The organism is Pradoshia sp. Z4_20, from assembly GCF_058216035.1.
In genome coordinates this window covers 332,631-356,684 of record NZ_JBZAJD010000001.1, presented here as the reverse complement: position 1 = coordinate 356,684, position 24,054 = coordinate 332,631, and the positions used below count along the sequence as shown (strand labels likewise).

The 24,054-nt window shown below is 38.8% G+C and carries 26 protein-coding genes, 1 pseudogene and 2 riboswitches; of the genes and pseudogenes, 6 read left to right on the top strand and 21 right to left on the bottom strand.

Translation table 11 applies throughout. The features are described from left to right. Positions 1–25: 25 nt before the first annotated feature. The gene (locus AC4BHP_RS01725; RefSeq protein ID WP_490551147.1) at positions 26–859 is read right to left on the bottom strand and encodes a hypothetical protein; all 834 of its coding nucleotides are present in this window, start codon (positions 857–859) and stop codon (positions 26–28) included. A 133-nt stretch (positions 860–992) separates the two neighbouring features. Between AC4BHP_RS01725 and AC4BHP_RS01720 the strand changes: the two are divergent. Then, positions 993–1,591, top strand: a pseudogene (locus AC4BHP_RS01720) (kinase). Positions 1,592–1,669: 78 nt separating this feature from the next. Here AC4BHP_RS01720 and AC4BHP_RS01715 read toward each other — a convergent pair. The 5 genes from AC4BHP_RS01715 to gcvT all read right to left on the bottom strand — a co-directional run bounded on the left by AC4BHP_RS01715 (position 1,670) and on the right by gcvT (position 7,753). Then, on the bottom strand, positions 1,670–3,112 hold the full coding sequence (locus AC4BHP_RS01715) for a DEAD/DEAH box helicase (protein WP_490551146.1): 1,443 nt from the start codon (positions 3,110–3,112) through the stop codon (positions 1,670–1,672). Between the two features lie 113 nt (positions 3,113–3,225). After that, complete coding sequence (locus tag AC4BHP_RS01710; RefSeq protein WP_490551641.1) at positions 3,226–3,720, bottom strand: GNAT family N-acetyltransferase; 495 nt, start codon at positions 3,718–3,720, stop codon at positions 3,226–3,228. 121 nt (positions 3,721–3,841) lie between these two features. After that, complete coding sequence (gcvPB, locus tag AC4BHP_RS01705) at positions 3,842–5,299, bottom strand: aminomethyl-transferring glycine dehydrogenase subunit GcvPB (RefSeq protein ID WP_066105034.1); 1,458 nt, start codon at positions 5,297–5,299, stop codon at positions 3,842–3,844. Beyond that, on the bottom strand, positions 5,292–6,638 hold the full coding sequence (gcvPA, locus tag AC4BHP_RS01700) for an aminomethyl-transferring glycine dehydrogenase subunit GcvPA (RefSeq protein ID WP_066105037.1): 1,347 nt from the start codon (positions 6,636–6,638) through the stop codon (positions 5,292–5,294). Before gcvPA ends, gcvPB begins: the two co-directional genes overlap by 8 nt. Continuing rightward, positions 6,635–7,753: a glycine cleavage system aminomethyltransferase GcvT gene (gcvT, locus tag AC4BHP_RS01695; protein WP_490551145.1), complete on the bottom strand. Its 1,119-nt coding sequence runs from the start codon at positions 7,751–7,753 to the stop codon at positions 6,635–6,637. Before gcvT ends, gcvPA begins: the two co-directional genes overlap by 4 nt. Positions 7,754–7,925: 172 nt before the next feature. Continuing rightward, a riboswitch (glycine riboswitch) is annotated at positions 7,926–8,017 on the bottom strand. 3 nt (positions 8,018–8,020) lie between these two features. Beyond that, a riboswitch (glycine riboswitch) is annotated at positions 8,021–8,111 on the bottom strand. A 463-nt stretch (positions 8,112–8,574) separates the two neighbouring features. On the opposite strand from gcvT, the gene AC4BHP_RS01690 reads away from it, so the two are divergent. Both AC4BHP_RS01690 and AC4BHP_RS01685 read left to right on the top strand, forming a co-directional pair. Further along, on the top strand, positions 8,575–10,206 hold the full coding sequence (locus tag AC4BHP_RS01690) for a DEAD/DEAH box helicase (RefSeq protein ID WP_139892644.1): 1,632 nt from the start codon (positions 8,575–8,577) through the stop codon (positions 10,204–10,206). Continuing rightward, positions 10,184–10,978 carry a YqhG family protein gene (locus AC4BHP_RS01685; RefSeq protein WP_066105044.1) on the top strand — a complete coding sequence of 265 codons (795 nt, stop codon included), beginning with the start codon at positions 10,184–10,186 and terminating at the stop codon, positions 10,976–10,978. The genes AC4BHP_RS01690 and AC4BHP_RS01685 overlap by 23 nt, the downstream gene beginning before the upstream one ends. A 145-nt stretch (positions 10,979–11,123) precedes the next feature. Here AC4BHP_RS01685 and AC4BHP_RS01680 read toward each other — a convergent pair whose 3' ends face one another. The 9 genes from AC4BHP_RS01680 to comGA form a co-directional block, all read right to left on the bottom strand. Then, a complete protein-coding gene (locus AC4BHP_RS01680; protein WP_066105047.1) occupies positions 11,124–11,303 on the bottom strand; it encodes a YqzE family protein in 180 nt (59 codons plus the stop codon). Positions 11,304–11,371: 68 nt separating this feature from the next. Beyond that, the gene (locus AC4BHP_RS01675; RefSeq protein WP_066105050.1) at positions 11,372–11,875 is read right to left on the bottom strand and encodes a shikimate kinase; all 504 of its coding nucleotides are present in this window, start codon (positions 11,873–11,875) and stop codon (positions 11,372–11,374) included. A gap of 17 nt (positions 11,876–11,892) precedes the next feature. Further along, complete coding sequence (locus AC4BHP_RS01670) at positions 11,893–12,243, bottom strand: hypothetical protein (protein ID WP_490551144.1); 351 nt, start codon at positions 12,241–12,243, stop codon at positions 11,893–11,895. 19 nt (positions 12,244–12,262) lie between these two features. Further along, positions 12,263–12,709 (bottom strand): competence type IV pilus minor pilin ComGF, encoded by a 447-nt coding sequence (comGF, locus tag AC4BHP_RS01665; RefSeq protein ID WP_066105054.1) that lies wholly within the window; start codon positions 12,707–12,709, stop codon positions 12,263–12,265. Further along, on the bottom strand, positions 12,687–12,980 hold the full coding sequence (locus AC4BHP_RS01660; protein ID WP_066105056.1) for a hypothetical protein: 294 nt from the start codon (positions 12,978–12,980) through the stop codon (positions 12,687–12,689). The genes comGF and AC4BHP_RS01660 overlap by 23 nt, the downstream gene beginning before the upstream one ends. Before the next feature lie 19 nt (positions 12,981–12,999). Beyond that, positions 13,000–13,443, bottom strand: coding sequence for a competence type IV pilus minor pilin ComGD (gene comGD / locus AC4BHP_RS01655; RefSeq protein WP_066105059.1), 444 nt, complete (start codon positions 13,441–13,443; stop codon positions 13,000–13,002). Positions 13,444–13,445: 2 nt separating this feature from the next. Further along, on the bottom strand, positions 13,446–13,754 hold the full coding sequence (gene comGC / locus AC4BHP_RS01650) for a competence type IV pilus major pilin ComGC (protein ID WP_066105062.1): 309 nt from the start codon (positions 13,752–13,754) through the stop codon (positions 13,446–13,448). Positions 13,755–13,767: 13 nt separating this feature from the next. Further along, entirely contained in the window at positions 13,768–14,808 is a 1,041-nt protein-coding gene (gene comGB, locus AC4BHP_RS01645; protein WP_180350004.1) for a competence type IV pilus assembly protein ComGB, read from the bottom strand. Beyond that, positions 14,798–15,859, bottom strand: coding sequence for a competence type IV pilus ATPase ComGA (gene comGA / locus AC4BHP_RS01640; RefSeq protein ID WP_066105067.1), 1,062 nt, complete (start codon positions 15,857–15,859; stop codon positions 14,798–14,800). The genes comGB and comGA overlap by 11 nt, the downstream gene beginning before the upstream one ends. 341 nt (positions 15,860–16,200) lie before the next feature. Between comGA and AC4BHP_RS01635 the strand changes: the two genes are divergently transcribed. After that, the gene (locus AC4BHP_RS01635; protein ID WP_066105070.1) at positions 16,201–16,908 is read left to right on the top strand and encodes a helix-turn-helix transcriptional regulator; all 708 of its coding nucleotides are present in this window, start codon (positions 16,201–16,203) and stop codon (positions 16,906–16,908) included. Between the two features lie 101 nt (positions 16,909–17,009). Next, on the top strand, positions 17,010–17,252 hold the full coding sequence (locus tag AC4BHP_RS01630) for a DUF2626 domain-containing protein (RefSeq protein ID WP_066105073.1): 243 nt from the start codon (positions 17,010–17,012) through the stop codon (positions 17,250–17,252). A 32-nt stretch (positions 17,253–17,284) separates the two neighbouring features. Here AC4BHP_RS01630 and AC4BHP_RS01625 read toward each other — a convergent pair whose 3' ends face one another. Then, positions 17,285–18,361: a class I SAM-dependent methyltransferase gene (locus AC4BHP_RS01625; protein ID WP_180350005.1), complete on the bottom strand. Its 1,077-nt coding sequence runs from the start codon at positions 18,359–18,361 to the stop codon at positions 17,285–17,287. A gap of 164 nt (positions 18,362–18,525) precedes the next feature. Further along, a complete protein-coding gene (locus AC4BHP_RS01620) occupies positions 18,526–19,158 on the bottom strand; it encodes an MBL fold metallo-hydrolase (RefSeq protein ID WP_066105078.1) in 633 nt (210 codons plus the stop codon). A gap of 220 nt (positions 19,159–19,378) precedes the next feature. Between AC4BHP_RS01620 and AC4BHP_RS01615 the strand changes: the two genes are divergently transcribed. Beyond that, positions 19,379–19,552 carry a DUF2759 domain-containing protein gene (locus AC4BHP_RS01615; RefSeq protein ID WP_066105081.1) on the top strand — a complete coding sequence of 58 codons (174 nt, stop codon included), beginning with the start codon at positions 19,379–19,381 and terminating at the stop codon, positions 19,550–19,552. Between the two features lie 80 nt (positions 19,553–19,632). Here the strand turns inward: AC4BHP_RS01615 and AC4BHP_RS01610 are convergent, their stop codons facing one another. The 4 genes from AC4BHP_RS01610 to AC4BHP_RS01595 all read right to left on the bottom strand — a co-directional run bounded on the left by AC4BHP_RS01610 (position 19,633) and on the right by AC4BHP_RS01595 (position 24,050). Next, positions 19,633–20,799, bottom strand: a complete 1,167-nt coding sequence (locus AC4BHP_RS01610; protein ID WP_490551142.1) for a M14 family metallopeptidase — start codon at positions 20,797–20,799, stop codon at positions 19,633–19,635. Between the two features lie 545 nt (positions 20,800–21,344). Beyond that, on the bottom strand, positions 21,345–22,391 hold the full coding sequence (locus tag AC4BHP_RS01605; protein WP_066105087.1) for a DUF2332 domain-containing protein: 1,047 nt from the start codon (positions 22,389–22,391) through the stop codon (positions 21,345–21,347). A gap of 58 nt (positions 22,392–22,449) precedes the next feature. After that, positions 22,450–22,890, bottom strand: coding sequence for an NUDIX hydrolase (locus tag AC4BHP_RS01600; protein WP_139892551.1), 441 nt, complete (start codon positions 22,888–22,890; stop codon positions 22,450–22,452). 185 nt (positions 22,891–23,075) lie between these two features. Then, positions 23,076–24,050, bottom strand: a complete 975-nt coding sequence (locus AC4BHP_RS01595) for an ROK family glucokinase (RefSeq protein ID WP_066105090.1) — start codon at positions 24,048–24,050, stop codon at positions 23,076–23,078. Between the last annotated feature and the right edge of the window lie 4 nt (positions 24,051–24,054).

Here is a 24,054-nt window from a genome sequence, read left to right as displayed (position 1 = left end):
TCAGATATGTGGAAAACTTTTCTCTTTAATCGGATTCATTACTGTGTTGTAATCGATCCGCTTCAATCTTGTATCCAAGTCCCCTTAGCTCACTTAAAACGAACTCCCGGACTTCTTCATCATCCATTATAATGCCAAGAGTTTGTGCATCTCTGACAAAAGCAAGTTTATTTTCTACGGAAGCTTTCTGAAAGTATGCCTGTAAATCTTGAACGTCAATTTCCACATCCTCTTCTAATTCGTATTTATCGCGTGTGATTGGTTGATTACTTATCGGAATCACCCCAATCCCGTCTTGTGTATGTATAGCGATTTGCTGTTTTCTCTCCTTAAATAGATTCTTATAATATGACTTTACATCTTGAATAACCGTACAATTTAATGATTCCTTTAATTTTCCAAGTACATATTTCCTCTCTTGTAAAAACTCTTCTTCATCATATTCGTATTCCGCTTTGTCTTCACTTTCTTCTCCTTCATCAGCCATCTCAATCGAAAGAAAATTTCCGATTTCGATCGCATCCTTCATCGTGAAAAGGAGATTCGTAAATTCCTTTAAATTACGAGCAGCCAAAAAAACAGCTGATCCAAAATCCATAGGGCTAACATAAACCACATAGGCCTCTTCCAAATCAGTAACAGCTCCAAAATCAGTCAATAAACCAAAATGAATCCCATCCGCTCCGGTAGACGCAAATGTAATGACATCGCATGGTGTGACGAAATAATTCTGATCCTCCGTGTCCAGCATTAGTCCAAGTGAATCTAAAGAATACCCGTCTTTTTCAAGATTGTCCTGCAGTTTCTGTAACTTTTGAAAAGTGGGTGGCATCTGTTCATAATGTCTAGCAATATCCACGTAACCGCCTCCTTTGTATTGCCTTTTCTATAATTATAAAGGAAAATATTTCTAAAGGAGATTAAATAACGGAAAAATCAAATTCTTTTATTTAAGTGAGGACAATTTCAAAGTACAGGAGGCAAGGAAATACATGGGGAATTATATACAAAATCTAATTAATCAATTACCCGAACTTAAAGTAGGACAAAGATTTATTCTTGGTATTGATGGCCTCAGTCGTTCTGGGAAGACGACTTTTACCAAAAGAATGAAACAGTCACTTGAGAAACAGAGTCTATCATTTCACCTTTTTCATATTGATGATTTTATTGTAGATAAAGATAAACGTTATCACACTGGTCACGATGAATGGATTGAATATTACCGACTCCAATGGGACGCGGAGAGGCTAAGAGCTAATTTTTTCAATCAATTAAAGAAATAACTGAGTTACTCCTCCCTGCATATGACCCCACCACTGATAAGCAAAAATGGCAAGTAATCCAGATTCCAGCAACTTCCCTCATTATCGTTGAAGGTATATTTCTGCAAAGAAAAGAATGGAGAGCATTCTTTGATTTTATGATTTATCTAGATCGTTCCAGAGTAACTAGATTCAGCCGTGAAAGCAAGACCACACAGGAGAATATCGATAAATTTCAAAATCGATACTGGAAAGCAGAAGAGTATTATATAAAGAAAGTTACCCCGCTAGAACGAGCTGATTTGGTTATCAAGAATGATGATTAGATCTTTAGGATGGATCTAATTAAAACAGCCCTTCCGAACGATTCGGAAGGGCTGTTTAGATCGGTGAGCATCCTATTATTATTCAAATGCCTCATATACCTTTAATTTCTTTCCTTTAACAGTTTTATTCTTCATAGCCTGTAAGACGATTGGACCTTTATTGTTCAATATTTCAACAAATGTAGCCTGGTCTTGAATTGTGATAATTCCAATGTCTTCAGCAGATATGCCTTCAATTTTTGCAATTGTCCCCACAAAATCGACAGCTCTCAATTTCTTTTTCTTGCCGCCATTGAAAAACAGCTTCATAATTCCACTGTTTAATTCGGTCGTTTTATCTTCCTTTATCTCATTTTCGAACATTTTTGATTCGAAATTCGGCCTGCATTTTTCTACTTCTGCTTCAGTTGGCTCCTCTTTTACCTGAATAGCAAAGCCTATATATTCTTCTGTCTCTCTCAATAATTCTTCATCAAAAGGAGTTACAAAAGAAATGGCTACTCCCGTATGTCCCGCACGGCCCGTTCTTCCCGTCCTATGTACATAGGATTCCTTTTCCACTGGAAAATCGTAATTCAAGACATGTGTAATATTTTCAATATCAATTCCGCGCGCAGCGACATCCGTGGCAATTAAATATCGAAACTCACCCCGTTTAAATTGATTCATAACATCGAAGCGGTCCTCTTGATACATTCCACCATGAATTTTACCGCATGAATACCCCCATTTAACCAATGTATCAAACAGATTGTTTACCTGTTCCTGTGTGCGGCAAAAAACGATGCAGCTATCCGCATTCTCTATCGTCGTAACTTTCCTTAGCAGCTCCGCTTTCTTTTCATGCTTGACCCTATAATAAGAGTGTTCGATCAACTGAGTCGTCATCTCTTTTTTGTTAATTTCAATAAAGATTGGTTCTTTTAAATATTGATTGGATAGGTTTTGAATATCATCCGGCAATGTTGCTGAAAACAGCATGCTGATTCGTTCCTTAGGTAATTCATTTATAATGGCTTCAACCTGATCAATAAAGCCCATATTCAACATTTCATCTGCTTCATCAATTACCAAATAGCGAAGTTCATCAACATTTAATGTACCTTTTTGAATGTGATCCAACACTCTTCCAGGTGTTCCAACAACAATATGATTTTTTTGCTTAAGCTCCAGCTGCTGCTTAGCAAATGATTGCTTTCCATAAACAGCAGCTGCTTTAATCCGCTTAAATCGGCCAATATTCGTTAAATCTTCCTTCACCTGCGCAGCCAATTCTCTGGTCGGGGTTAGGATAAGTGCCTGAGGCTTATTTTCAATCCACTCTATATGATGGCAAATCGGGATTCCATACGCAGCTGTTTTCCCACTGCCAGTTTGTGCTTTTACGATAAGATCCTGATTACCAATCGCAATTGGAATCACCTTTTGCTGGACCTCTGTCGGTTGAAAATAATTCATTTTACTTAATGCCCGAATAATTTCGGGACTTATGTTAAAATCATTGAAGCTATGTTCAGTCATGTATGTTCCTCTTTTTCGGTTACTTAGCTGATTCTCAACTTGAGAGATGCTTTTATCCATTATACCTGATTGGCACTGAATAATCGAAATTAGAACGATACTCTAATCTCAGGCTACCGTTCTAAAACACTGTATAATAATGAATCTCGCCAGCCTTCTCTCATGAACAAATGGTCGCGAATGATTCCTTCTCTAACCATTCCGACTTTCTCCAACACCTTAGCTGAACCTATATTTCTTGGATCACAGGTTGCAAATATACGATGCAGGTTCAGTTCCTTAAATCCAAATTCAATTAACAAAGACGCGACTTCTGTCGCCACTCCCTTTCCCCAATAATCCGGATTAACAACATAGCCAATTTCTCCAGCTTTATTAGTGAAACTTCGTATTGTAAGTTCTCCGGCCCCAATCATATTTCCATTATAAATAATTGCGAAGACAAACCTTGCTCTTGGTTTTTGTGTTGAATCCTCGATTACTTGGCTCACGAATTTTTTCGATTCTTCTTCCGTATTCGGTCCCCATGGCTGATACTGACAAACTATATCCTGTGATGCGTATTTATGTACATCAACCCAATCACTACTAATCATTTCTCTCAGCATGATTCTTTCATTTGAAAGGCAGAATATATTTTCGATCGTATTTCCCTCCCTATCCTGAACCACTTCATTCTTCTAAAAAAGCAGCTATCTGGTCATGATAGCTGCTTAAAATTTATTCTTATTAATTTTGATATCTCAATACAGGCTTACGAGCAGCCAGTGCCTCATCCAAACGGCTGATTACCGTTGTATGTGGTGCTTCCTGTACAATTTCCGGATTCTCCTCTGCTTCCCTGGCAATTTGAATCATAGCATCAATAAAGCCATCCAGTGTTTCTTTTGATTCTGTTTCTGTTGGCTCAATCATCATGCATTCTTCCACATTCAAAGGGAAATAAATGGTTGGTGGATGATAGCCAAAGTCTAACAATCTCTTGGCAATATCAAGAGCCCGAACACCAAGTTTCTTCTGACGTTTTCCGCTGATAACAAACTCATGCTTACAGTGCTTATCATATGGGAGATCATAGTACTCTGCCAATCTTCTCATCATATAGTTTGCATTTAAGACAGCATACTCCGTTACTGCCTTCAATCCGTCTGGTCCCATAGACCGAATATACGTATAGGCACGGACATTGATTCCAAAATTTCCATAGTACGGCTTTACTCTGCCAATTGATTGCGGACGATTGTAATCAAGCTGATAGCCATTCTCTTCTTTTACAATAAGCGGTTTTGGTAAGAACGGAATTAACTCCTTCTTAACCCCAACCGGCCCTGAACCTGGCCCACCGCCGCCATGTGGTCCAGTAAATGTCTTATGCAAGTTAAGATGAACAACGTCAAATCCCATATCACCCGGGCGAGCCTTGGATAGTACAGCATTCAGATTGGCACCGTCATAGTATAGTTTTCCACCGGCATCATGAATAATTTCGGCCATCTCGATGATCTGTTCTTCAAAAAGCCCCAGTGTATTCGGATTTGTAAGCATTAAGGCTGCTGTATCTTTCCCTACAACACTCTTCAAATCTTCCAAATCTACTAAACCATCCGGACCTGACTTCACGGTAACAGTTTGCAATCCCGCAACTGTGGCTGAGGCAGGATTCGTACCATGCGCAGAATCAGGAACAATTACTTTTACGCGGTCAAAATCACCATTCGCCTCATGATAGGCACGAATCATCATTAATCCCGTCCACTCTCCATGCGCTCCCGCAGCCGGTTGCAAAGTGACTTCGTCCATACCTGTGATTTCCTTTAGACTTTGCTGCAAATCATACATTAACTCTAAAGAACCCTGTACAGCTTCTGCATCCTGCAGAGGATGAACATGTGCAAATCCATTTAGACGGGCAACATTCTCATTAATTTTCGGATTATATTTCATGGTACAGGAACCGAGCGGATAGAAACCGGAATCGACGCCATGATTTCTTCTCGAAAGTGCCGTGTAATGACGCATGATATCCAACTCGGATACTTCAGGCAGCTTTGGTTCCTCTGTGCGAATGAACTCCTCAGGCAAAAGCTCAGTTAATGCTGACTCCGGAACATCCATTTCCGGCAACGAATAGCCGATACGGCCCGGCTTGGTTTGTTCAAATATTAATGGCTGATCCTGTTTATTCATGGAAATCCCCCAATTCCTGTGCAAATCTATCAATCTCTTCTTTTGTACGCAGCTCCGTCACTGCCACAAGCATATGATTGGTTAAGGCAGGATAATCACAAGCTAAATCATAACCACCAATTATGCCTTTTTGTAGGAGCATTTTATTAGCTGCAGCTACAGAACCATTTAACTTAACAACAAACTCATTGAAAGAAGGTCCTTCAAAGGCAATTTCAAGTCCATTTGCTTTTAATTGCTCCTTTGCATAATGCGCTTTTTGGAGATTTTGAAGCGCCATCTCCTGCACGCCTTTCTTACCTAACGCAGTCATTGCCACAGAGGCTGCGAGAGCATTTAATGCTTGGTTAGAGCAAATATTCGAGGTCGCTTTATCGCGACGAATATGCTGTTCCCTCGCCTGCAAGGTTAATACAAACCCACGCTTCCCATCCTCATCAACCGTTTGGCCAACCAAACGTCCAGGTACTTTTCTTATCAGCTTAGAAGTAACTGCAAAATATCCGCAATGAGGTCCGCCAAATGCAGCCGGGATTCCGAACGGCTGTGCATCCCCTATGACAATATCTGCACCAAAATCACCCGGCGGTTTCAAGACACCAAGTGAAAGTGGGTTACTTGAAACAATTAACATTCCTTTATGTTCATGAACAATTTGTTCAATTTCAGCTAAGTTTTCGATTCGGCCAAAGAAGTTTGGATATTGAGTAATAAAACCAGCTACCTCATCAGTCATCATACCCGCCAATTGTTCTGTATCCGTCACTCCATTTTTACAGGGGACAACTTCAAGCTCAAGATATTGGCCTTTTGCATAAGTGGATAAAACAGCCCGTGATTCCGGGTGCACTGTCTCTGAAACAAGCAGTTTCTTACGACGTGTATGTCCTGCTGAGAGCATGGCTGCCTCGGCCAGAGCAGTTCCCCCATCATACATGGAGGAGTTCGCCACATCCATTCCGGTCAGTTCACAAATCATCGTTTGAAATTCAAAAATAGCCTGCAATTCTCCCTGGGAAATCTCCGGTTGATACGGTGTATAAGCGGTATAAAACTCTGATCTTGATATAACGTGATCAACGATGACTGGCATGTAATGGTCATATACTCCCGCTCCAAGAAAAGAACTATGGGTCCTGAGATTGGCATTTTTCTCGGCCAGCTCAGTTAATTCTTTCAGAAGTGCTGATTCAGACTTTGCTTTTTTTAGCTTGTATTCACCCTTAAACCTTACTTTTTCAGGTATATCAGAAAATAAGTCATCGATTGATTCTACACCAATCGCTGTTAACATCTGTTCAGTATCCTGCTCTGTCATTGGTAAATAACGATGCTTCATTTTTTTACTCCTCCTGCCTGAGTGCGTTTATAAAATGGAGTACTAACAATTTTCGCCTTTAATCTTTTTCCCCGTATCTCAACCTCGACTACCTCATCAAGGTTAGCGAATTCTACATTAATCAGGACAAGGCCTACGTTTTTCTTTAAGGTTGGGGATTGTGTTCCAGTGGTCACTTCCCCGATGTTTTCATCCTTAACGAAAACCGGGTACCCATGTCTCGGAATACCGCGGTCAATCATTTCGATTCCGACAAGCTTTCTAGGGGCGCTATTTTCCTTCTGTTCCTTTAAAACTTCCTTACCAATAAAATGTTCTTTATCGGTTTTTACAGCGAACCCAATCCCCGCTTCGATAGGTGTAATCTTTGGAGATAACTCTTGGCCATATAAAGGAAGTTTTGCTTCAAACCGAAGCGTATCTCTTGCCCCAAGTCCACATGGAACCAATCCCTTATCCTTACCGAATTCTAAAAGATCTTTCCAAAGCTTCACTGTATCTTCACTCTTACAGTACAATTCAAATCCATCTTCACCGGTGTAGCCAGTTCTTGAAACAAGTACACTAATGCCATTTATCATGACATCTTCACGAAAAGCAAAGAAACCAATGGTATTGAGATCTACTTCCTCTGCAAGGTTCTGTAATATATCAGCTGCAAGCGGTCCCTGTAATGCCAATTGCCCTATTTGTTCCGATATATTTTTTAGTTCTACATCTTCGCTCGCATGCTTTTTTAACCACTCAAAATCTTTATCAATATTAGATGCGTTCACAACTAACAAATAATCATCTTCACCTTTTTTATAAATAATCAGGTCATCAACCGTTCCGCCATTCTCATAGCACATAGCAGTATACTGTGCCCGGCCCGTTTTCAGCTTACTGACATCGTTGGTCATCATCAGCTGCAAAAATGGTAAAGACCCAGCACCCTTAATCATGAATTCGCCCATATGTGATACATCAAAGAGGCCTGCTTTTGTACGCACTGATTCATGCTCCTGTTTAATGCCCGAAAATTGGACAGGCAATTCCCAGCCGCCAAAATCAATTGTTTTTCCTCCGTACTCCCTGTACACACTGATCAGCGGAGTCTGCTTTAATTCTCCCATCCTTACCCTCCTAAAATATTCGTTTTATACGGATTCTCTTGCTTGTTATGCCATTTAAATGATTGCTTGTTAACTTATTAAGTAAAACGCCGCTTTTCCACATTTGACCGAAGCGATATATCCTTCAGCGATCCACGAAAAAAAGGACAGAAACCTCCCTTATTAGGGGGGGCTCTGTCCTGATACCTGAAAGTTTACCGCCGGGTAACGTACTTCGGCGTTTCCTCTTGGGTGGCTTCACAATAAAGGAAGCGCTCTCCAGAGATGCGTCCAGCAAGAGTCTCTGTACCTGAGAGATTCATGGATTCACCATTTGCTCCTTCGGTGCCGCAAATACGGTCTCTCCCCTTGCCTTCATTCGCTCATATAATTATGTAAATTGGTCATACTAAACAAAAAGCAAGAGATAAGCCGTTTTCTAAATAGTCTTACATTTATATCCTACCATCAACAATTATCAGGTGGCAACATTTACGTTATCTCGATGAATGATTGGAAACTAAAAAAATATCAGTAACACCTCAGCTTTATTGGGGCAAAAAAATTGTTTAGGCGTCACTGAATAAATTCCTTATAATTTTCTGCCATCCGCATAAAGCATTTAATCAGATTTTAGCCGGAGATTAAACTCCTACTATTGTTTAGAAATTAATGACACCACCTATACCTATATAAGGTAAGAGAATTCTATTGAATTTAGTTAAATTACAAACAAGCATTTATCTAACTAGCTTAAATAAAGAAAGTTGGGATTCACATTGAGTTTAACACCAAAGGTCTATTTTGATGAAGATTGGGAAAAGGAGCTTGAGGAAAAGATTATGGAGGATGGCCCCTGGTGCAGCTACTCCCTTTTTAAACTCGGATTGGATGCCGAAAAGCATAATCTGATTCCAGATTTCAACGGCCTCCTTGCACCAAAGCATTTATCAGGATTTACACCTTTAACCCATCAGCTCGAAGCTGCTACCGAAGTCATTGAAAGAATGAATGGTAAAGCCATATTAGCTGATGAAGTAGGTCTTGGTAAAACAATAGAGGCCGGTCTGATCTTAAAGGAATATATGATTCGGGGCCTGGCAAGCAAAATACTAATACTAGTCCCAGCCTCTCTCGTATCTCAATGGGCACAGGAGCTTAATCAGAAGTTTCACATACCAGCTGTCATATACAGAAAGGGGTATGGGTGGGATTCTGAATGTATAATCACTTCCATAGATACTGCTAAACGAGAGCCTCATCGTTCTGCCATACTCGAACAAACCTATGACATTGTCATCATAGATGAGGCTCACAAGTTAAAAAACAATAAAACCAAAAACTATGAGTTTGTACAAAAAGTCCAGAGAAAGTTCTGTCTACTGTTAACGGCAACCCCTATTCAAAACAAGCTAGAAGAAATTTTTTATCTTGTATCATTGCTTAAGCCAGGGCATTTAGGAAGCTATGCCAAATTTAATGAACGCTTTTCTGCTAAGAAACGTTCATTAAAGGATGATGCTTATTTAAAAGAATTGGTTAATATGGTGATGATTCGAAATAAACGCCAGGATACCGGCATTGAGTGGACAAAAAGAAAGGTTGAAACAATTTTTATAGATTTCACCGAAAAGGAACAGGATCTATATGATGGAGTTTCTTCATTTAGGAAAGAATTGCCGGAGGGTATCGGGAGTACATTTTCTTCTTTAATCCTTCAGCGTGAGGCATGCAGCAGCAGGGAAGCCGTCTACTTTACGTTAAAAAATATGCTCGATCGAAACCCGGATGCCGGACTAAGCTTTAAGGAAGCCATACATAACCTTATCAACCTGGTCGAACTGGTTGATTGCAATTCAAAAGCGAAAAAAGCGCTTGAATTGATTCATTCTATAAAAGATAAGGTTATCATTTTTACCGAGTATCGAGCCACGCAATTATATTTGCAGTGGTTTCTTAAGCAAAATGGAATCACTTCTGTTCCATTCCGCGGCGGATTTAAACGTAGTAAGAAGGACTGGATGAAAGAACTGTTCGAAAAACAAGCACAAGTCTTAATTGCTACAGAAGCAGGTGGAGAAGGAATTAACCTGCAGTTTTGCCATCATATTATAAACTTTGATTTACCTTGGAATCCGATGCGACTGGAACAAAGAATCGGCCGAATTCACAGACTTGGACAAACAGAAGATGTCAGAATCTATAATTTTGCGACCAGGAATACCATTGAGGATCATATTATGAAAATTCTCTACGAAAAAATTCAATTATTTGAACGTGTCGTTGGGGAACTTGATGATATTCTAACGAGGCTGGAGGTTAAGAATCTTGAAGAGCATTTAACTGACATCCTCAATAAATCAAAAACAGAGGGTGAGATGAAGGTTAAAATGGATAATCTCACGTCTTTAATACAGCTTGCTCAAGATCTAAAAAAGGAGATGCCTTCACATGCAGCAACAGGAAATTCTTGAGTTTCTCGTTCAATTTTTCACAGCCAATCAATGCGAAATCATCAATCAAGGGCCAGGTCATCTAACTGTGCAGTTGACAATTGATATGGATAAAGAACTGATGAACCGACCTTTTTATTGGCATTATCTCGAGAAAGTTGGCGGAGTGCCTAATCCGATGAGCTTAACGTTTATCCTCGACAAAGAGGCAGCTCCTCCTGATTTAAAAGGGGAATTCATACATTTCGGATCCCCTCGCCTGCACCAAATATTCGCATCTGCCCAAAGACTATCGAAGCATATCCGCTTATTTGAGGAGATTAAAGTGACTAGTGGTCAGATGCCTTTATTTCCTTGGTTAGGTGTAAATGTTAATATCTCCTATGAATGCGACCGAAAAAAGGATTTATTCTTTTCAATAGGATTGAACCTGATTAACGGTCTTTTCGTTGAAAATTTCATTGATTCAGCTGATAAACTGTCGCTTACACCTAAAATATCTGATTATACATTTACCCTTACACCAATTATTCGGTATCAAAGCGGATTGCATCGTATCAAAACTTATATCCAAAATAAAATTAATCAGGATGACCATGGGTGGGCTGATGAGGCTCTCGTGCGCTGGAATAAAGATTTGAGTTTACTGAACCATTTTTATGAGGATAAAAAAGAAGAGGAAACTCACATGTATGACCTTGAAAAAGAAGCATTACGAATGCAATATGAACCCAGAATCCGTGTCAGCTTCATAAATGGCGGCCTTTTTTATCTTAGCGGTCAGGCTATCTAAAAGAGGTATTTAAAGTTAAGGCTGAATTCTCGCATCAACTAAACAATAGTTTAGAATAAAGCTTAATCTTTGATGAAGATATAAAAATGAATACAAAAAAGCAGTGGGTTGCAAAAAAATCCACTGCTTTTTTAAAGAAACTTTATTACGCCTTACGTTTAAAGAGCATTTCAATTGATAACGGAATGATTCCGAACCAATGGTTCATTAATGGCGGCCGATCATCTCTATGATGACGGCGTTGCTCTTTACGTACTTCCTTTGGCTGCTTCATATACACTAACCACTGAATTGTTAAAAATTTTATATAATCATTTGTTTTCATCGACATTCACCCATCAGAAGTATCTCCATTTATCATGGATGTTATTCATTAATTTCTAAAAAAGATGGCTAGTTTATGGTGATTTTCATTAATATCTCTTCTGTAATCTCCATTTTTGTTTTTCTGTCCGTATGAACCTGTAAATCAGCAGCTAACTTATATAGGTTAACCCTCTTTTGATAAAGCTGCACTATTTGTTCCTCTTTATTTCCGGACAATAAAGGGCGTGATGAGTCAGTCTCGAGCCTTTTTATGATTTCTGTCGGATTGGCATGGAGCCAAATAACGGTTCCCTTTTCCTTCATATATTTCCGGTTGTCTTCCCTAAGAATGATACCCCCGCCTGTCGCAATGATACAATTTTCGATAGGTAATGATTGCAACGCCTGCTGTTCTAGGTCCCTGAATCCATCTTCACCTACTTCATCAAAGAGCTGCGGAATCGACCTTCCTGTACGTTCAACCACCGTCTGATCACTATCATAAAAGGGACAACGCATTTTTTCAGCGAGAGCCCTACCCACAGTCGTTTTCCCAGCTCCCATAAATCCAATTAAATAAATGGCTTTCATCTCGCTCCCCCTAACTCCTAACTATCTATCCATTTCACTACTTTCTTTGCTTCAATTGAGTACGTAATCGTCTCCCGTCTCACCGTATGATCAGTCTGAATATCCAATGAGATCTCATAGAACCCTCTCTCAAGCGGTTTTATATGATAGCCTATTCTTCCATTATAATAAATCCATTCCCCTTTTGTCTCAGGAACACTATCATCATCAAGCATTAAGATTGCAGCATGTGTACCCGTATCACCCAGATAGGTGGTAATTAACCATTCGGTTTGATACTTATGATAATTCACTTCCTGAGCCATATTTCCTATCGAATACATACAAATGATAAAAATAACCGAAAAAAACAATAAAGCAACAGGCATAAATATTCCACGTTCATTTTTAAGAAGGTTCAAATTTGTATCGTTTGAACAGCCGTTTTTCATACATATCACCATTTATAAGAGTCACAGATATGATCAGTGACTCTCCTTCTTTTTTAACATGAAAGCTCTTAATATCTTGAAGGACCATTTCATGCCCAGCGCCATCCACTCGCCTTCTTACCATATTGTTATAGACTTCATATGTTATTTCTTCTCCACTTTTATCAAGTAAAAGGACATTGCTTTTAGGTACTCCAAAGTCTTTTGTCTTTTGAAATTCTCGTTCCAATTGACGTATAAAGATATTCCATTCCATCCTTGTATTTGTGTTCGTATCCCTGACATGCCAGTCTGTTATACTGGCAAGTGCACTCGTCATAAAGACACTTAATAACGAAAATAAACCAAGAGCAAATAATATCTCTACCAAAGTAAAGCCATCATCTTTCAGGCAGCTTTTCATACACTTTCTGTAATTTATCCTTTGAGTTGCTATACTCTGCATAATAAACGTTCCCTTCAAGATAAAAAGTATAGGCTTTCCCCTCAATCTCTGCTTGTCCAGTAAACAGTGGACGGCCGTTTATCTGATATTCATTTAAATTTTCAAACAATCTATTAAGAGCGGCTTCCTCCATTCTTAAGTCATTTTTTAGCGTAATGCTTTCCATATATGCCGGAAGCAATAAACAGCAGCATAAGATAAGTATTCCAAACGAAATCAGCAGGTCCAAGATAGCATATCCATGCTCTTTATACTTTTGATATATAAAATCTCCCCCTCCCTAATTGAAAGACAAGCTTGTATATCGTTTTACCATTTTTATCGGTTAAATAGATTGTTGTTGGATTTTGGATATTTCCTGCTGGAATATAGGTAATTGGCACATTGCCAACTTTTTTAAACTTGATTGATTCGGCCTTCTGAGTCGAAATAATATGACTGTTTGTTTTGTATGAGTAAGCTGAATATTCATTTTGGTCAGTTACAAATCTTAGTAAGACATACGTGTTATTTTCCATTGCATAGACCTGAGCATAGTAAATATCCTTCTCCAGTTGATTTAAAAATGCTTGCTGTTCATATGTTTCAAACATTTTACTTGTAACCGCACTTGCTATAGTCAGCATTAACGTCAGACATCCAAGTACAATCAACACCTCTACTAACGTAAACCCTTCTTCGTTCTTTTCCATTTTTATTGTCCCTGAAGAGTTACAGTCCCATCATCCGAAATCACCGCGGTTTTTCCTTCCGGACATTTAACATCCTCTTTTAAAAAACCAGAAGAGATAAGCTTCTCCATCGTCGGAAGCGTATCTTCCTTTAATTTATAGGCTTGTACCTGTCCCTCAACCATCTTTACGAATGCCTCGCATCCCTTACTATTAACTGCTTCCTGGTTTTTCATTACATTGGGTACTGTAATAATCAATAGAACTGATATAACCAGCATGACAATCAACATCTCAATCAAGGTAAAACCTTGTTCATTTTTGTATTTCATCAAAAACACCTTCCTATATCGTATTCATCAATGAAATCATTGGCATTAATATTGCCAAATACAGAAGGATCACTAAAATGGCAACAAGGCCAAACATTAATGGTTGAACCACCTTTATATATTTTTCAGTCTGCATCTCCATCTCATTTAACAGATATCTGCTGTAGTAAAGAAGTTCTTCTCCTAATAAACTATTTTTTTGCCCATGGCTGATTACTCGCTCAAAATCATTCATAAAAATTGTGAGATTCCCACTAATGCTTTCTAATGAATCTCCCTCCTGAAGACTTTTAATCATGTGATGGGTTATTTCCTTAACTAAACTTTTTGGATCCTGCTGACTCATAATCGTTAACGCATCAATAATCGAAATACCACCCTTTAATAATGAGCCCAGCTGCATAGAAAAATAATACGTTGTGGAAAGCTTTCTAAAAGAACGCAGGAACGGAATTTTATTCATCAGTAATTCCTGTTTTATTTTGGATAGTTTTTTTAAATAATAGTGGTATATAAACAAATGCATGGTTAGGAGCACAATGATAAAAAATGGAAGATTGTTAACGAGGGTTGCCAGTAAAACGGATAACTTTAAGAATATATTTGATTCCTGCCCTGCGCCCTGATACATACTTGAGAATTTTGGCAACAAATAATTTGTAAATACTTGCAGCAAGGTAAATGTAAAAACAAGTAGGAAGACTGGGTAATACAATAAATTTTTTAGTTTTGCGCGATCCTCACTTTTCTTAAGCCATATTTCGCCTCCATTCTGCAAGGATTTGGATAGCTGTCCGTGTTTTTCACCGTAGGATACTAAACCAACGAGCTCTTGTTCAAAATCGAGCCATTCTAAAAAGTCCCTAAAAGTATGGCCATCTTTCAATAGTTCCAATGCATCCTTAATTTCTTCTCGATACTTCTTTTTTCCATGAATAAGAGAAAATTCAATACCCTCATAAAGAGTAAAGCCATTCTCCAATAAATCGCCCAATTCCTGAAGAAATCTCGCCTGATCCCTGCAAGACCATCGGGACTTTAGATTACTCCTCATGCACCCACCTCTCATACTCTTTTTGATCCACAAATCCATAGGCAACAGCCTTGCTGATGAGAGAAGATAATTCCGGATAATGAAAGTTCACATCATCTCCCTCCATCTCTGCCCAAACCTTCGCCAATTCATTGCCATAAATCATTTCATGCACACTTACCCGCCCTCTGCTCTTTTCCATAAGGCAGTACGGTGAGCATTCACCCTTACAAAAAGGACAGTGCAATTCCAATAATCTTTGGGAGGTTACACCTAAAAGAGTTTGCTTTGCCTCCTCCTTGTCTATCCCAAATTCCAAAAGCCTTCTAACTGCACCCAATACATCACTGGCATGCATCGTAGTTAAGATTAAGTGGCCTGTTAAAGCGGCGCGCACCGCTATTCTGGCCGTTTCAGCATCCCTGATTTCTCCAATCATGATAATATCGGGATCGTGGCGCAGGGCAGCTTTCAAGCCTACTGAATAACTGATACCGGCTTTTTCATTAATCTGGACTTGAATGGCATCATCGGACTGATGTTCAACAGGATCTTCCAGTGTAATAATATTTCGGTTAACGGTATTTTTGGCATGATGGAGCATGGAATATAAAGTTGTAGTTTTACCACTTCCAGTCGGTCCACAGATGATCATTAATCCATGGGAATGTTTAAGCATGGAAATTAACGTAGTTGACATTTTTGGAAATAAGGAGATTTCTTCGATTGGGAGAGTTTGTAAACTTGGAATAATACGAATGACGAGAGATTCAGAGTATGGGGTAGGCAAGGTGGATAATCGGAGACCAATCCATTTATTTGAAACAAACATCGTTAAGGCCCCTGACTGAGGACGTCTTTTTTCTCCTATATCCATGCCGGCCATAAATTTAAAATGAGAGATGAGTCGTTGGGCCCTGTCTCTTTGGTAACTGCCTTCTGAAAATAAGCGATTGTGAATCCGATAGTAAAGATGGGTTTTCTTGCGTTGGGGAACAATGTGGATATCTGAGGCTTTGAATTTTACTGCTTCTGTTACAACTTTTTCAGCTAACTTATCGATGGTAAGCAATTCTCGTTTCACCTCCTTATATGTTACTCTCTTATGTTATTAGACATTAATTTTTCAATCCCTGCTGGCATAACGAAAGTTTCAAAATCTGTCACAATTCGTCGTTAATTTGGGTAATTTTTCATAATCATGAAATATTTCATCCCTTTTATTCTGTTAACATATTTACAGATTAATTTTAAAATTAAGATAGTAATATATACATGTTAAATATTGATTTATCAAAATGTGGCTAAATTACAACATATGTTTCCAAAGAGTCAGAATAGCCAAGAACAGCATATCAATGCTTGATTGACTGTATTATAATGGAACTATTAAGGAGCGCGAGGTGGACCACAATGGACCAAACATTAAAAATTACCAATGTATTATCAGATCCGACCAGATACTATATTTATCAGCATATAGCTAAAAGGCACAGCGAGGTGACGGTACAGGAAATTGCGGATATATTTGAGATTCACCCCAATGTTGCGCGTTTACATTTAACAAAGCTCGAAGATGTAAATATGCTTGTTTCTGAAACTAAGAAAACAGGAAAAGGTGGAAGACCAAGCAGATTATATAGATTATCAGATGATGTCATACAATTAAACTTCCCTTACCGCGATTACCAACTGCTTGCAAAAATAGCCCTTCAGACAATGTTCTCACTGGGAGAAGCAGGTAAGGAAGCGTTATTCAATACCGGAAGATTATTTGGGAAAGATTTGGCTGAACAGCATATGAAAGGAATTGGAGAAAGTCAGGACAGCCTGTCTTTCGACCACAAACTCTCTATCATAAAAGATGCATCGACTACTGCTGGATTCTATCCGGAATTCATAACAGCTGAGGATCATTCAACCATTTTCTTTAGAATACACAACTGTCCTTTTAAAGAAATTGCCTTTGAGCAAAAAGAAGCCGTATGCGGAATGCATTATGAGTTTTTACGCGGTATGTTCAGCGTCCTTTTTGATTCAATCGAATTAATAGAAGAGGAAAATATGTTTGATCATGCAGGTTGCCAAGCTTGCACATACAAGATGCTTGCCGGAAATTAATCACACAATTCAGTCATCCTATTTTAAGATAGTTTACATTCTTTAACAATATCCTTATAATAGTAGTGATGGAATTATAAGGGGATAAGGGAGGTTAAGGGATGGACAGAATGTTCAGAGTATGTGGTTTCTGGACTGGAATTATGGCAGTCATGTTCTTTGTTGGCGGTATGCATACTACATCACTCATCTTTTTCGGTCAAACTGGTTTCTTTGTTATTTTAAGCTATTTAAAATTGTCTGAAAGAATGTACTTATATGTTTTCGGTGCTTATTTAACAGTTTTCTTTGCAGGCTTCACCTATTGGACAACGTTCATGATGACTCCTGGAGCGGGACATTAATTTACAGTAAAACCTTGATTGAGCTGTAGCAATCAAGGTTTTTTTATATTCTTAGATTGAACTAAAACACTGAAACTATCACTAATCCAGTCTCCCAGAACTAATTGTTTGATTTGTCTGTTGCGCCTGGCGACAGGAGAAAAAGGATCTGCATCCGCATGTGGAACCAGCTCATCCAATATCCCTTCCTCTAATAAAAATGACTGTTGTCCTCCCCAGTACTCTAGATCAAGCCCTCTTCTCTTCCCTTCACATTTAAGCAATGAAAAATTGACGGTACTCGTTATATCTGTTTCTCCTGGATTTTCGAGAATTGAGCCGATTAATTGATGGTCCTTAAATCCTCTTAAGGTACCATTTTTACGGGCAGGTATATACAAATCCTCCGCATCCATTCCATAATCTATCGTCATGAGATATCCACTCTTCATTTTATCGACAATTTGCTCGTAGGCAACCATCATTGGGCATGGCACCTCTATACGATAAATAAACTCCGGGATATTCAACTTCTCTATAACGGCTAAAATCATCTGATTATTGAGATCTCTGGTCGTTTCAAATAGCTCTCCATTCTTTACTGTGACGCCCGCTTCTTTCCACTGATTCTTATCTTTAATCAAAACATGAACTGGAAAAGCATCAAAAAATTCATTTGAAAAAATGAAACCTTCTATTAGTGGCATATCCTTGATAGAATCTAACAAACGAATTCTATCATCCTTTGCCGCCGTATCTAAAATCAATTCTCGATGATAGGAACTGGATTCAACAATATAATAAATTGCATTAGATGCCAGCTCTGGGTTGTACAGTTCCAATCCTCTCAAAAAATCACATGCCATCTTCCCGGTGCCGCCGCCAAGCTCACATATAGCGGGAGGCAGGTCAGATTCAATTAGCTTCCTTCCTGCCCATTTACCTATAAATTCACCAAAGACAGGGGACATACTCACCGAAGTATAGAAATCACCGCTACTTCCAATTTTATCTTTTCTCCGTTGGTAATAGCCATATTCAGGATGATACAATGCCAACTCTATATATTTGTCATACGGTAAAAATAAATCTTCTGTTTCCTCAATGGACCGAATGATTATGTCTTTCATAAATCCACCTAATTTTATAAATATTTCCACAATAGGCGTTGACATCACATTATCCCTATTGTAAATTTATGGTATAGATTAAAATGGCCCCTCCCATTTTATAGGAAATACCCCCTGACCCTCCTTATCTAATTGTTAAGGAGGGTCTACAATTAGTACACCTCTTACCTTAAAAATGGATTATGATTCATCTCATCTTCAATGATGGTTTCCGGCCCATGTCCAGATAAACAAAGCGTATCTTTTGGAAGAGTTAATAATTTTTTATGAAGACTATCCATTAGCTGTTGATGATTTCCACCAGGTAAATCGGTCCGGCCTATACTCATATGAAATAATGCATCTCCTGAAAATACAATCGCCTCGTCCTTATCATAATAAGAAACACTTCCTGGTGAATGTCCAGGTGTAAACAGTACATTAAAGGTGAAATCCCCGATTTTTAGAATACCTTCCTCTGAAATCACATTTTCTGCGGGAGCAGCCTTAATCTCACCAAGTTGGAAAAATCGCGAACCGTTCAAAGCTGGGTTTGTTAACCATTCTGTTTCTTTTTTGTGCACATAAACCGGGATACTAAAGACTTCCCGTACCCTGTCCACTGCCCCTATATGATCAAAATGAGCGTGAGTTAAAAGAACTGCAATTGGTTTCCATTTCTTTTCACGAATGATTTGAATCAGCTTTTCTGCTTCCTCGCCCGGGTCGATGATTAAACATTCACCGTCCTGCTTGGCATATAAATAACAATTTGTTTGCAAAGGTCCTAAAGGAACTCTTTTCCATGTTTTCTTCATGTCTTTCCTCCTGAAGTCTCAGTTTAGTTTCTTTTATTTTACACAAGTGATGGTTTTGTATAAAGAGTCTTATACTGTATTGTTCCTATTCCTTCCAAATTGCCTATAATATCTCGACAAATAATCTGAAAAGAATTAAAATACTATTGAATGCATTTATTTTACAATTTAATGATTTATTGGGTTTTATTACTTAATAATTCCAGGGGAGGTAAATGAAATGGGATTGGTAATTATTTTTGGTTTAGTTGCCATTTTGGCTATTTTCGCATTAATCAGCGCCTTTAAAAACAAAAATTTCCTTGGTCTAGTATTCGCTTTGGGTACTGCCGTTGTATTTGGCTGGTTCGCCATCATGACCTTCATTAGAGATGGCTATCCTGCTGTACATTAATTAATTGTATACGTCATACATCTGAAAAAGAGGAATCCTTTAAACAGGATTCCTCTTTTTCGTTCACCAGCTCCTGTCTTCTATAAATAAAGACAAGCATTTAAAATTGGTTTTGTATCCCGATAAATTTGTTCAAATTGTGATAAAGGAAGTGGATTGATTCCTTTACCCAGCTCTAATGTAAATCCAGGCTTCTTGAACTGATCAATAAACCAATCCTTAAAGCCTGCATGGCTATCAATATAGCGAACGGCCTTGTAGCCAGATCTTGCGGTAAATTCCATAGCCATAACAGAGGTGATTTCCGGCTCTTTTTTCTCATATCCCCAGTAAAATTCTTCTCCCTGGGTGTGCAGAGAAACTACACGATCGAACCCTTCCTTCAGCACAAGTGCAACCAGTGATTTCACTTCACTTTCTGTTAATGGCTCGATTCCAGGAAAATCTCTTGCTGCTGGTTTTTTCGGCCGTTTTCTCTTTTTCTCAATCTCCCAGTTTGCCGGAAATTGATTATTTAAGTCAACTCCTCTAATATTCGCTTTCCAGCCTAAAAATTCTTTTCTTCCATCATTCATCCTAATTAAATCTTTTTTCATTTTTTCAGATGGACCATTTACTACTAAATCTACACCATCAGGATTCACCATCATAACAAGTGACAAATCACACTCCAGGAATAGCTCCAATGCTGAACATTCTCCTAAATTTGTCCCCGTTGTTAATGCCAGTAAATAATCATTCAGCCACTTCATTAAAACCAAGCTAGTAATCCATTCATTCGCATGCATCGAGGCATTCATATGGACTTTTTTCGGACCAATACCAATTCGCAGTTCCCAAATATCCTGGCCAAGTTCAGATTTCCCGATAGATTTCATCTGCAGGAAAGGATAGATGGTTGTAAGTATTTCCATGTCATTCATGCATTTACTTGATGAGTATGGACAAGTCTGATCCACAATACTATGTTGAATTTTCACAGGCAATCTAACAGATTGCTTCGGATTCTCTTCCATACTCTCCATTGAATTAGCTACCTGAATTCTTTCACGTTCTACAGGGTGTGTGATATCCAAGGACGATAACCTTTCCTCCCTTGTCCAATATCCAGGTATATGAACCATATCGCCAACAGATAGCTCATTATTACTAATATGTAAATTACATTCCCGTAAAAGTGCGAACGGTATAGAATACAAAACGGCCAATCTCGATAATAAATCAGGCTTCTTTATGATGACTTCCATAGAATCACATCCTTTTCTACTCATTTTATGAATACTCCGATCAAAAAATACAGAAGCTAACAGATATTATGTATAGATTCGTAAAAAACAGCTTGATTATAGTTGCCTTTAACTGTATAAGCCTTTTTAGTATGCCATTTAGCGGGGTATGGGCTGGGGAAAGGCAGGGTGTAGATGGGGCATAGGTGTTTCATAGGTGGGGCATAGCTGCTTTCCTACACACTTCACCCACCTTTCAGGCACTTTTACCCCGGTATAGCTGGAGCATAGGTACTTCATAGGTGGGGCATAGCTGCTTTCCTACATACTTCACCCACCTTTCAGGCACCTTTACTACCCCGGCATATGGTTTGGTGCGGCTATCTCTGTCCTTTGACAAGTACCTCCTACATCCTCACTCAACTATCCAATTCAAACCGAATGAAAAACAGTTGGGTCAACGAAAAAAAAAGGCATTAACCCGTATTGGATTAATACCTAATTAATTGATTTAGTTAAAAATATCCCGTCAAAGAAAACAAATTCAAAAGGGCGAATTTCATTTCCTACTGACTAATTGTCCGCTCACTCTCCCATAACCATTTAAACCATCTGCCGTGCCCGTCGGTTTCTGCAATCGTATTTTTGTTCAGAATGCCATCCAAATAATAATCCAGATGCAAATATCTATCTTGAATATTATTATAAATATGAAATACCTCTCTCATCTTCCCAATATCCTTGATGGTTTCCAACAGATGCTTTTTCACATCCATTGGCATTTGGTTAGCAACATGTGTATGAAAAATACAAACAGCATGATTCTCTGGGATATCCTGTATACAGTCAGGTAATAGATCAGCGCCATCACCATTTATCAATCTTAAGGAACTCCCCTTCACATAGGCTGCAGCTTTTTCAAACATAGACAGCCGCTCCGCATGCTCGGGCCATATTAAGGATTTAAGCCACAATTTTTCGTCCTCAACATTTAAATCAACCGTATGTAAATCCAAGCCAATCCTAATTGAAACTGGCGGCGGCATGAAGGGAAGGTTTGGTACATTTTCTCCTTTTATTTCTGCTGAAATTGTAAGTTTAGATTCTGAATTTCCATAGGTACTTTCTTGCCCATATGTATATGAATAGTGATCCCAAAGAAGCTGTAATCCTGCACTTGTTCCAATTTCAATAAGTGCCAAGGGTTTCTTTGCTATCTCATGAACAGTACAAAAGGCGGGGTACAGGTATGCACATCTTCGCACTTCATTGGTTTGAACCCGTCTCGATCTAAGAATAAATTCAATCTCTTCTCGATAAGTAAAGCAAAAATCCCTAAAAGGTCCATAAGATTCCATATATGCTTTCGGATACTCAACCAAACTAGGATAATACTCTTTCAGTGAATGTTCTTTACCCTTTAACAGAAGATAGTGGACAGCACCGAATAAGAGATTTGGTACTGGCTGACCCTCCCTCGCATTCATACATATCTCTAAAAGCGCTTCATCTCCAGAAATTTTTATAGATAAGTGCTCGTATAGCCTGCTGGAGCCTATACATTCTCTTTCAGCAAAATTTATAAAGGTTTGAGACAGAACACTATTAAACAAATGGAAACCCCCTTTTAAAACTAAATAAATGACACCCGCTGTTTGATTTTGATTGGCTTCATTCACCTATAGCTCCCTCACGATACTTACCATTAAATTCTACATAAAACGGCTGAATGCTTTCGTCCAGACAATACTCGATTCTTTGTCTAAAATTATTCCAGGTTACCATTTCCAATGCCTCTGCTATGGGATAAAAACCTACCTCTAAACTTTCAGGGCTGGTAGTGGGAGTACCTCCAATCGCCTTACCCAAGAATAAGGTGTTACAAATAGAATGGTCTATATTTTGAAAAACACCACAAAATTTAGTTACTACGATATCAATCCCCGATTCCTCTTTTGTTTCTCTTATCGCAGCATCTTTGAGTGACTCGCCTTCCTCGACTTGTCCTCCAGGCATTTCCCACCCCCGGTGCGGACCCCTAATCAACAAAATTTCCCCAGCATCGTTTAATACAACCGTTGCTGCAGATACAATATGCTTCGGCACCCTCATCCCCCAAACCCTCTATCATCGGATTTTCATGTTATACTCATCAAATTAATTTCGACATATGGTTTTTATTTTCCTTTATAAAAACTTTTGCAAATAAAAAAGCACTTCAACTAAATACATTGAAATGCTTCCAAAATTAATTAAATTCTACTAAGTAATTAACGTTTACCTCAGCACGTGGACTCTTAAATCTCTTGTCCTAGTTGCTGCATGATTAAGCCCGCTGCGCCTATAACACCCGCATCATTACCAAGAGATGCAACTTTGATTTCAGTTGATTCCGCAACCCGCGGAAAGGCAAATTGCTTAAAGTATTTCTCAATTGGTTTTAAAATAATGTCCCCAGCTTTTGAAACACCACCACCGATTACGATGATGTCGGGGTTAATCATATTGCCCACATTGGCAGCTGCAAGTCCAAGGTATTTAGCTACCTCATCAAGGACATCCTGACTTGCCTGGTCTCCGCCTATAGCACAATCAACTACGTCTTTAGAAGTGATCAACCCATTTTCGTTAAAAACAATCGAGAGGTCCGAATCTGGTTTCTCTTTAATCTTCTCTAACGCCAGCCTTACGATACCGGTAGCTGAGGCGATCGTTTCAACACAGCCTGTTTTCCCACAGTTACAAGGAGCTCCACCCTCTGGCTGAACCGTTATGTGACCAAGCTCACCAGCTGCCCCACTAATTCCATGCACCAAATGCTTATTAGTGATTACACCGCCACCCACACCAGTTCCGAGAGTGATACAGACTAAATCATTTGTACCTTTTCCTGCTCCCTTCCAAAACTCACCGAAGGATGCTACATTCGCATCGTTATCAACCACTGCAGGAATTCCTAATTCTTTTTCCAGCAACTCCTTTAAAGGAAAATCTCTCCAACCGATATTCACGGCCACATAGATTGAACCGTTCTCAAAATTAACTGGACCAGGAGCACCCATTCCGACACCTACTAAATTACCATCCTGCCATTCTTCCAATTTTGCCCTGACAGATTTGCCGATGTCAGAAACAATATGCAGACCATTTTCTTCCGTTCTCGTTATGATTTCCCATTTATGTACAATGGTCCCTTCTTTATCTATAAAAGCAAGCTTAATCGTTGTACCGCCAATATCAATTCCCAGTAACCAATCTTGTTTCCCCAGCATATTG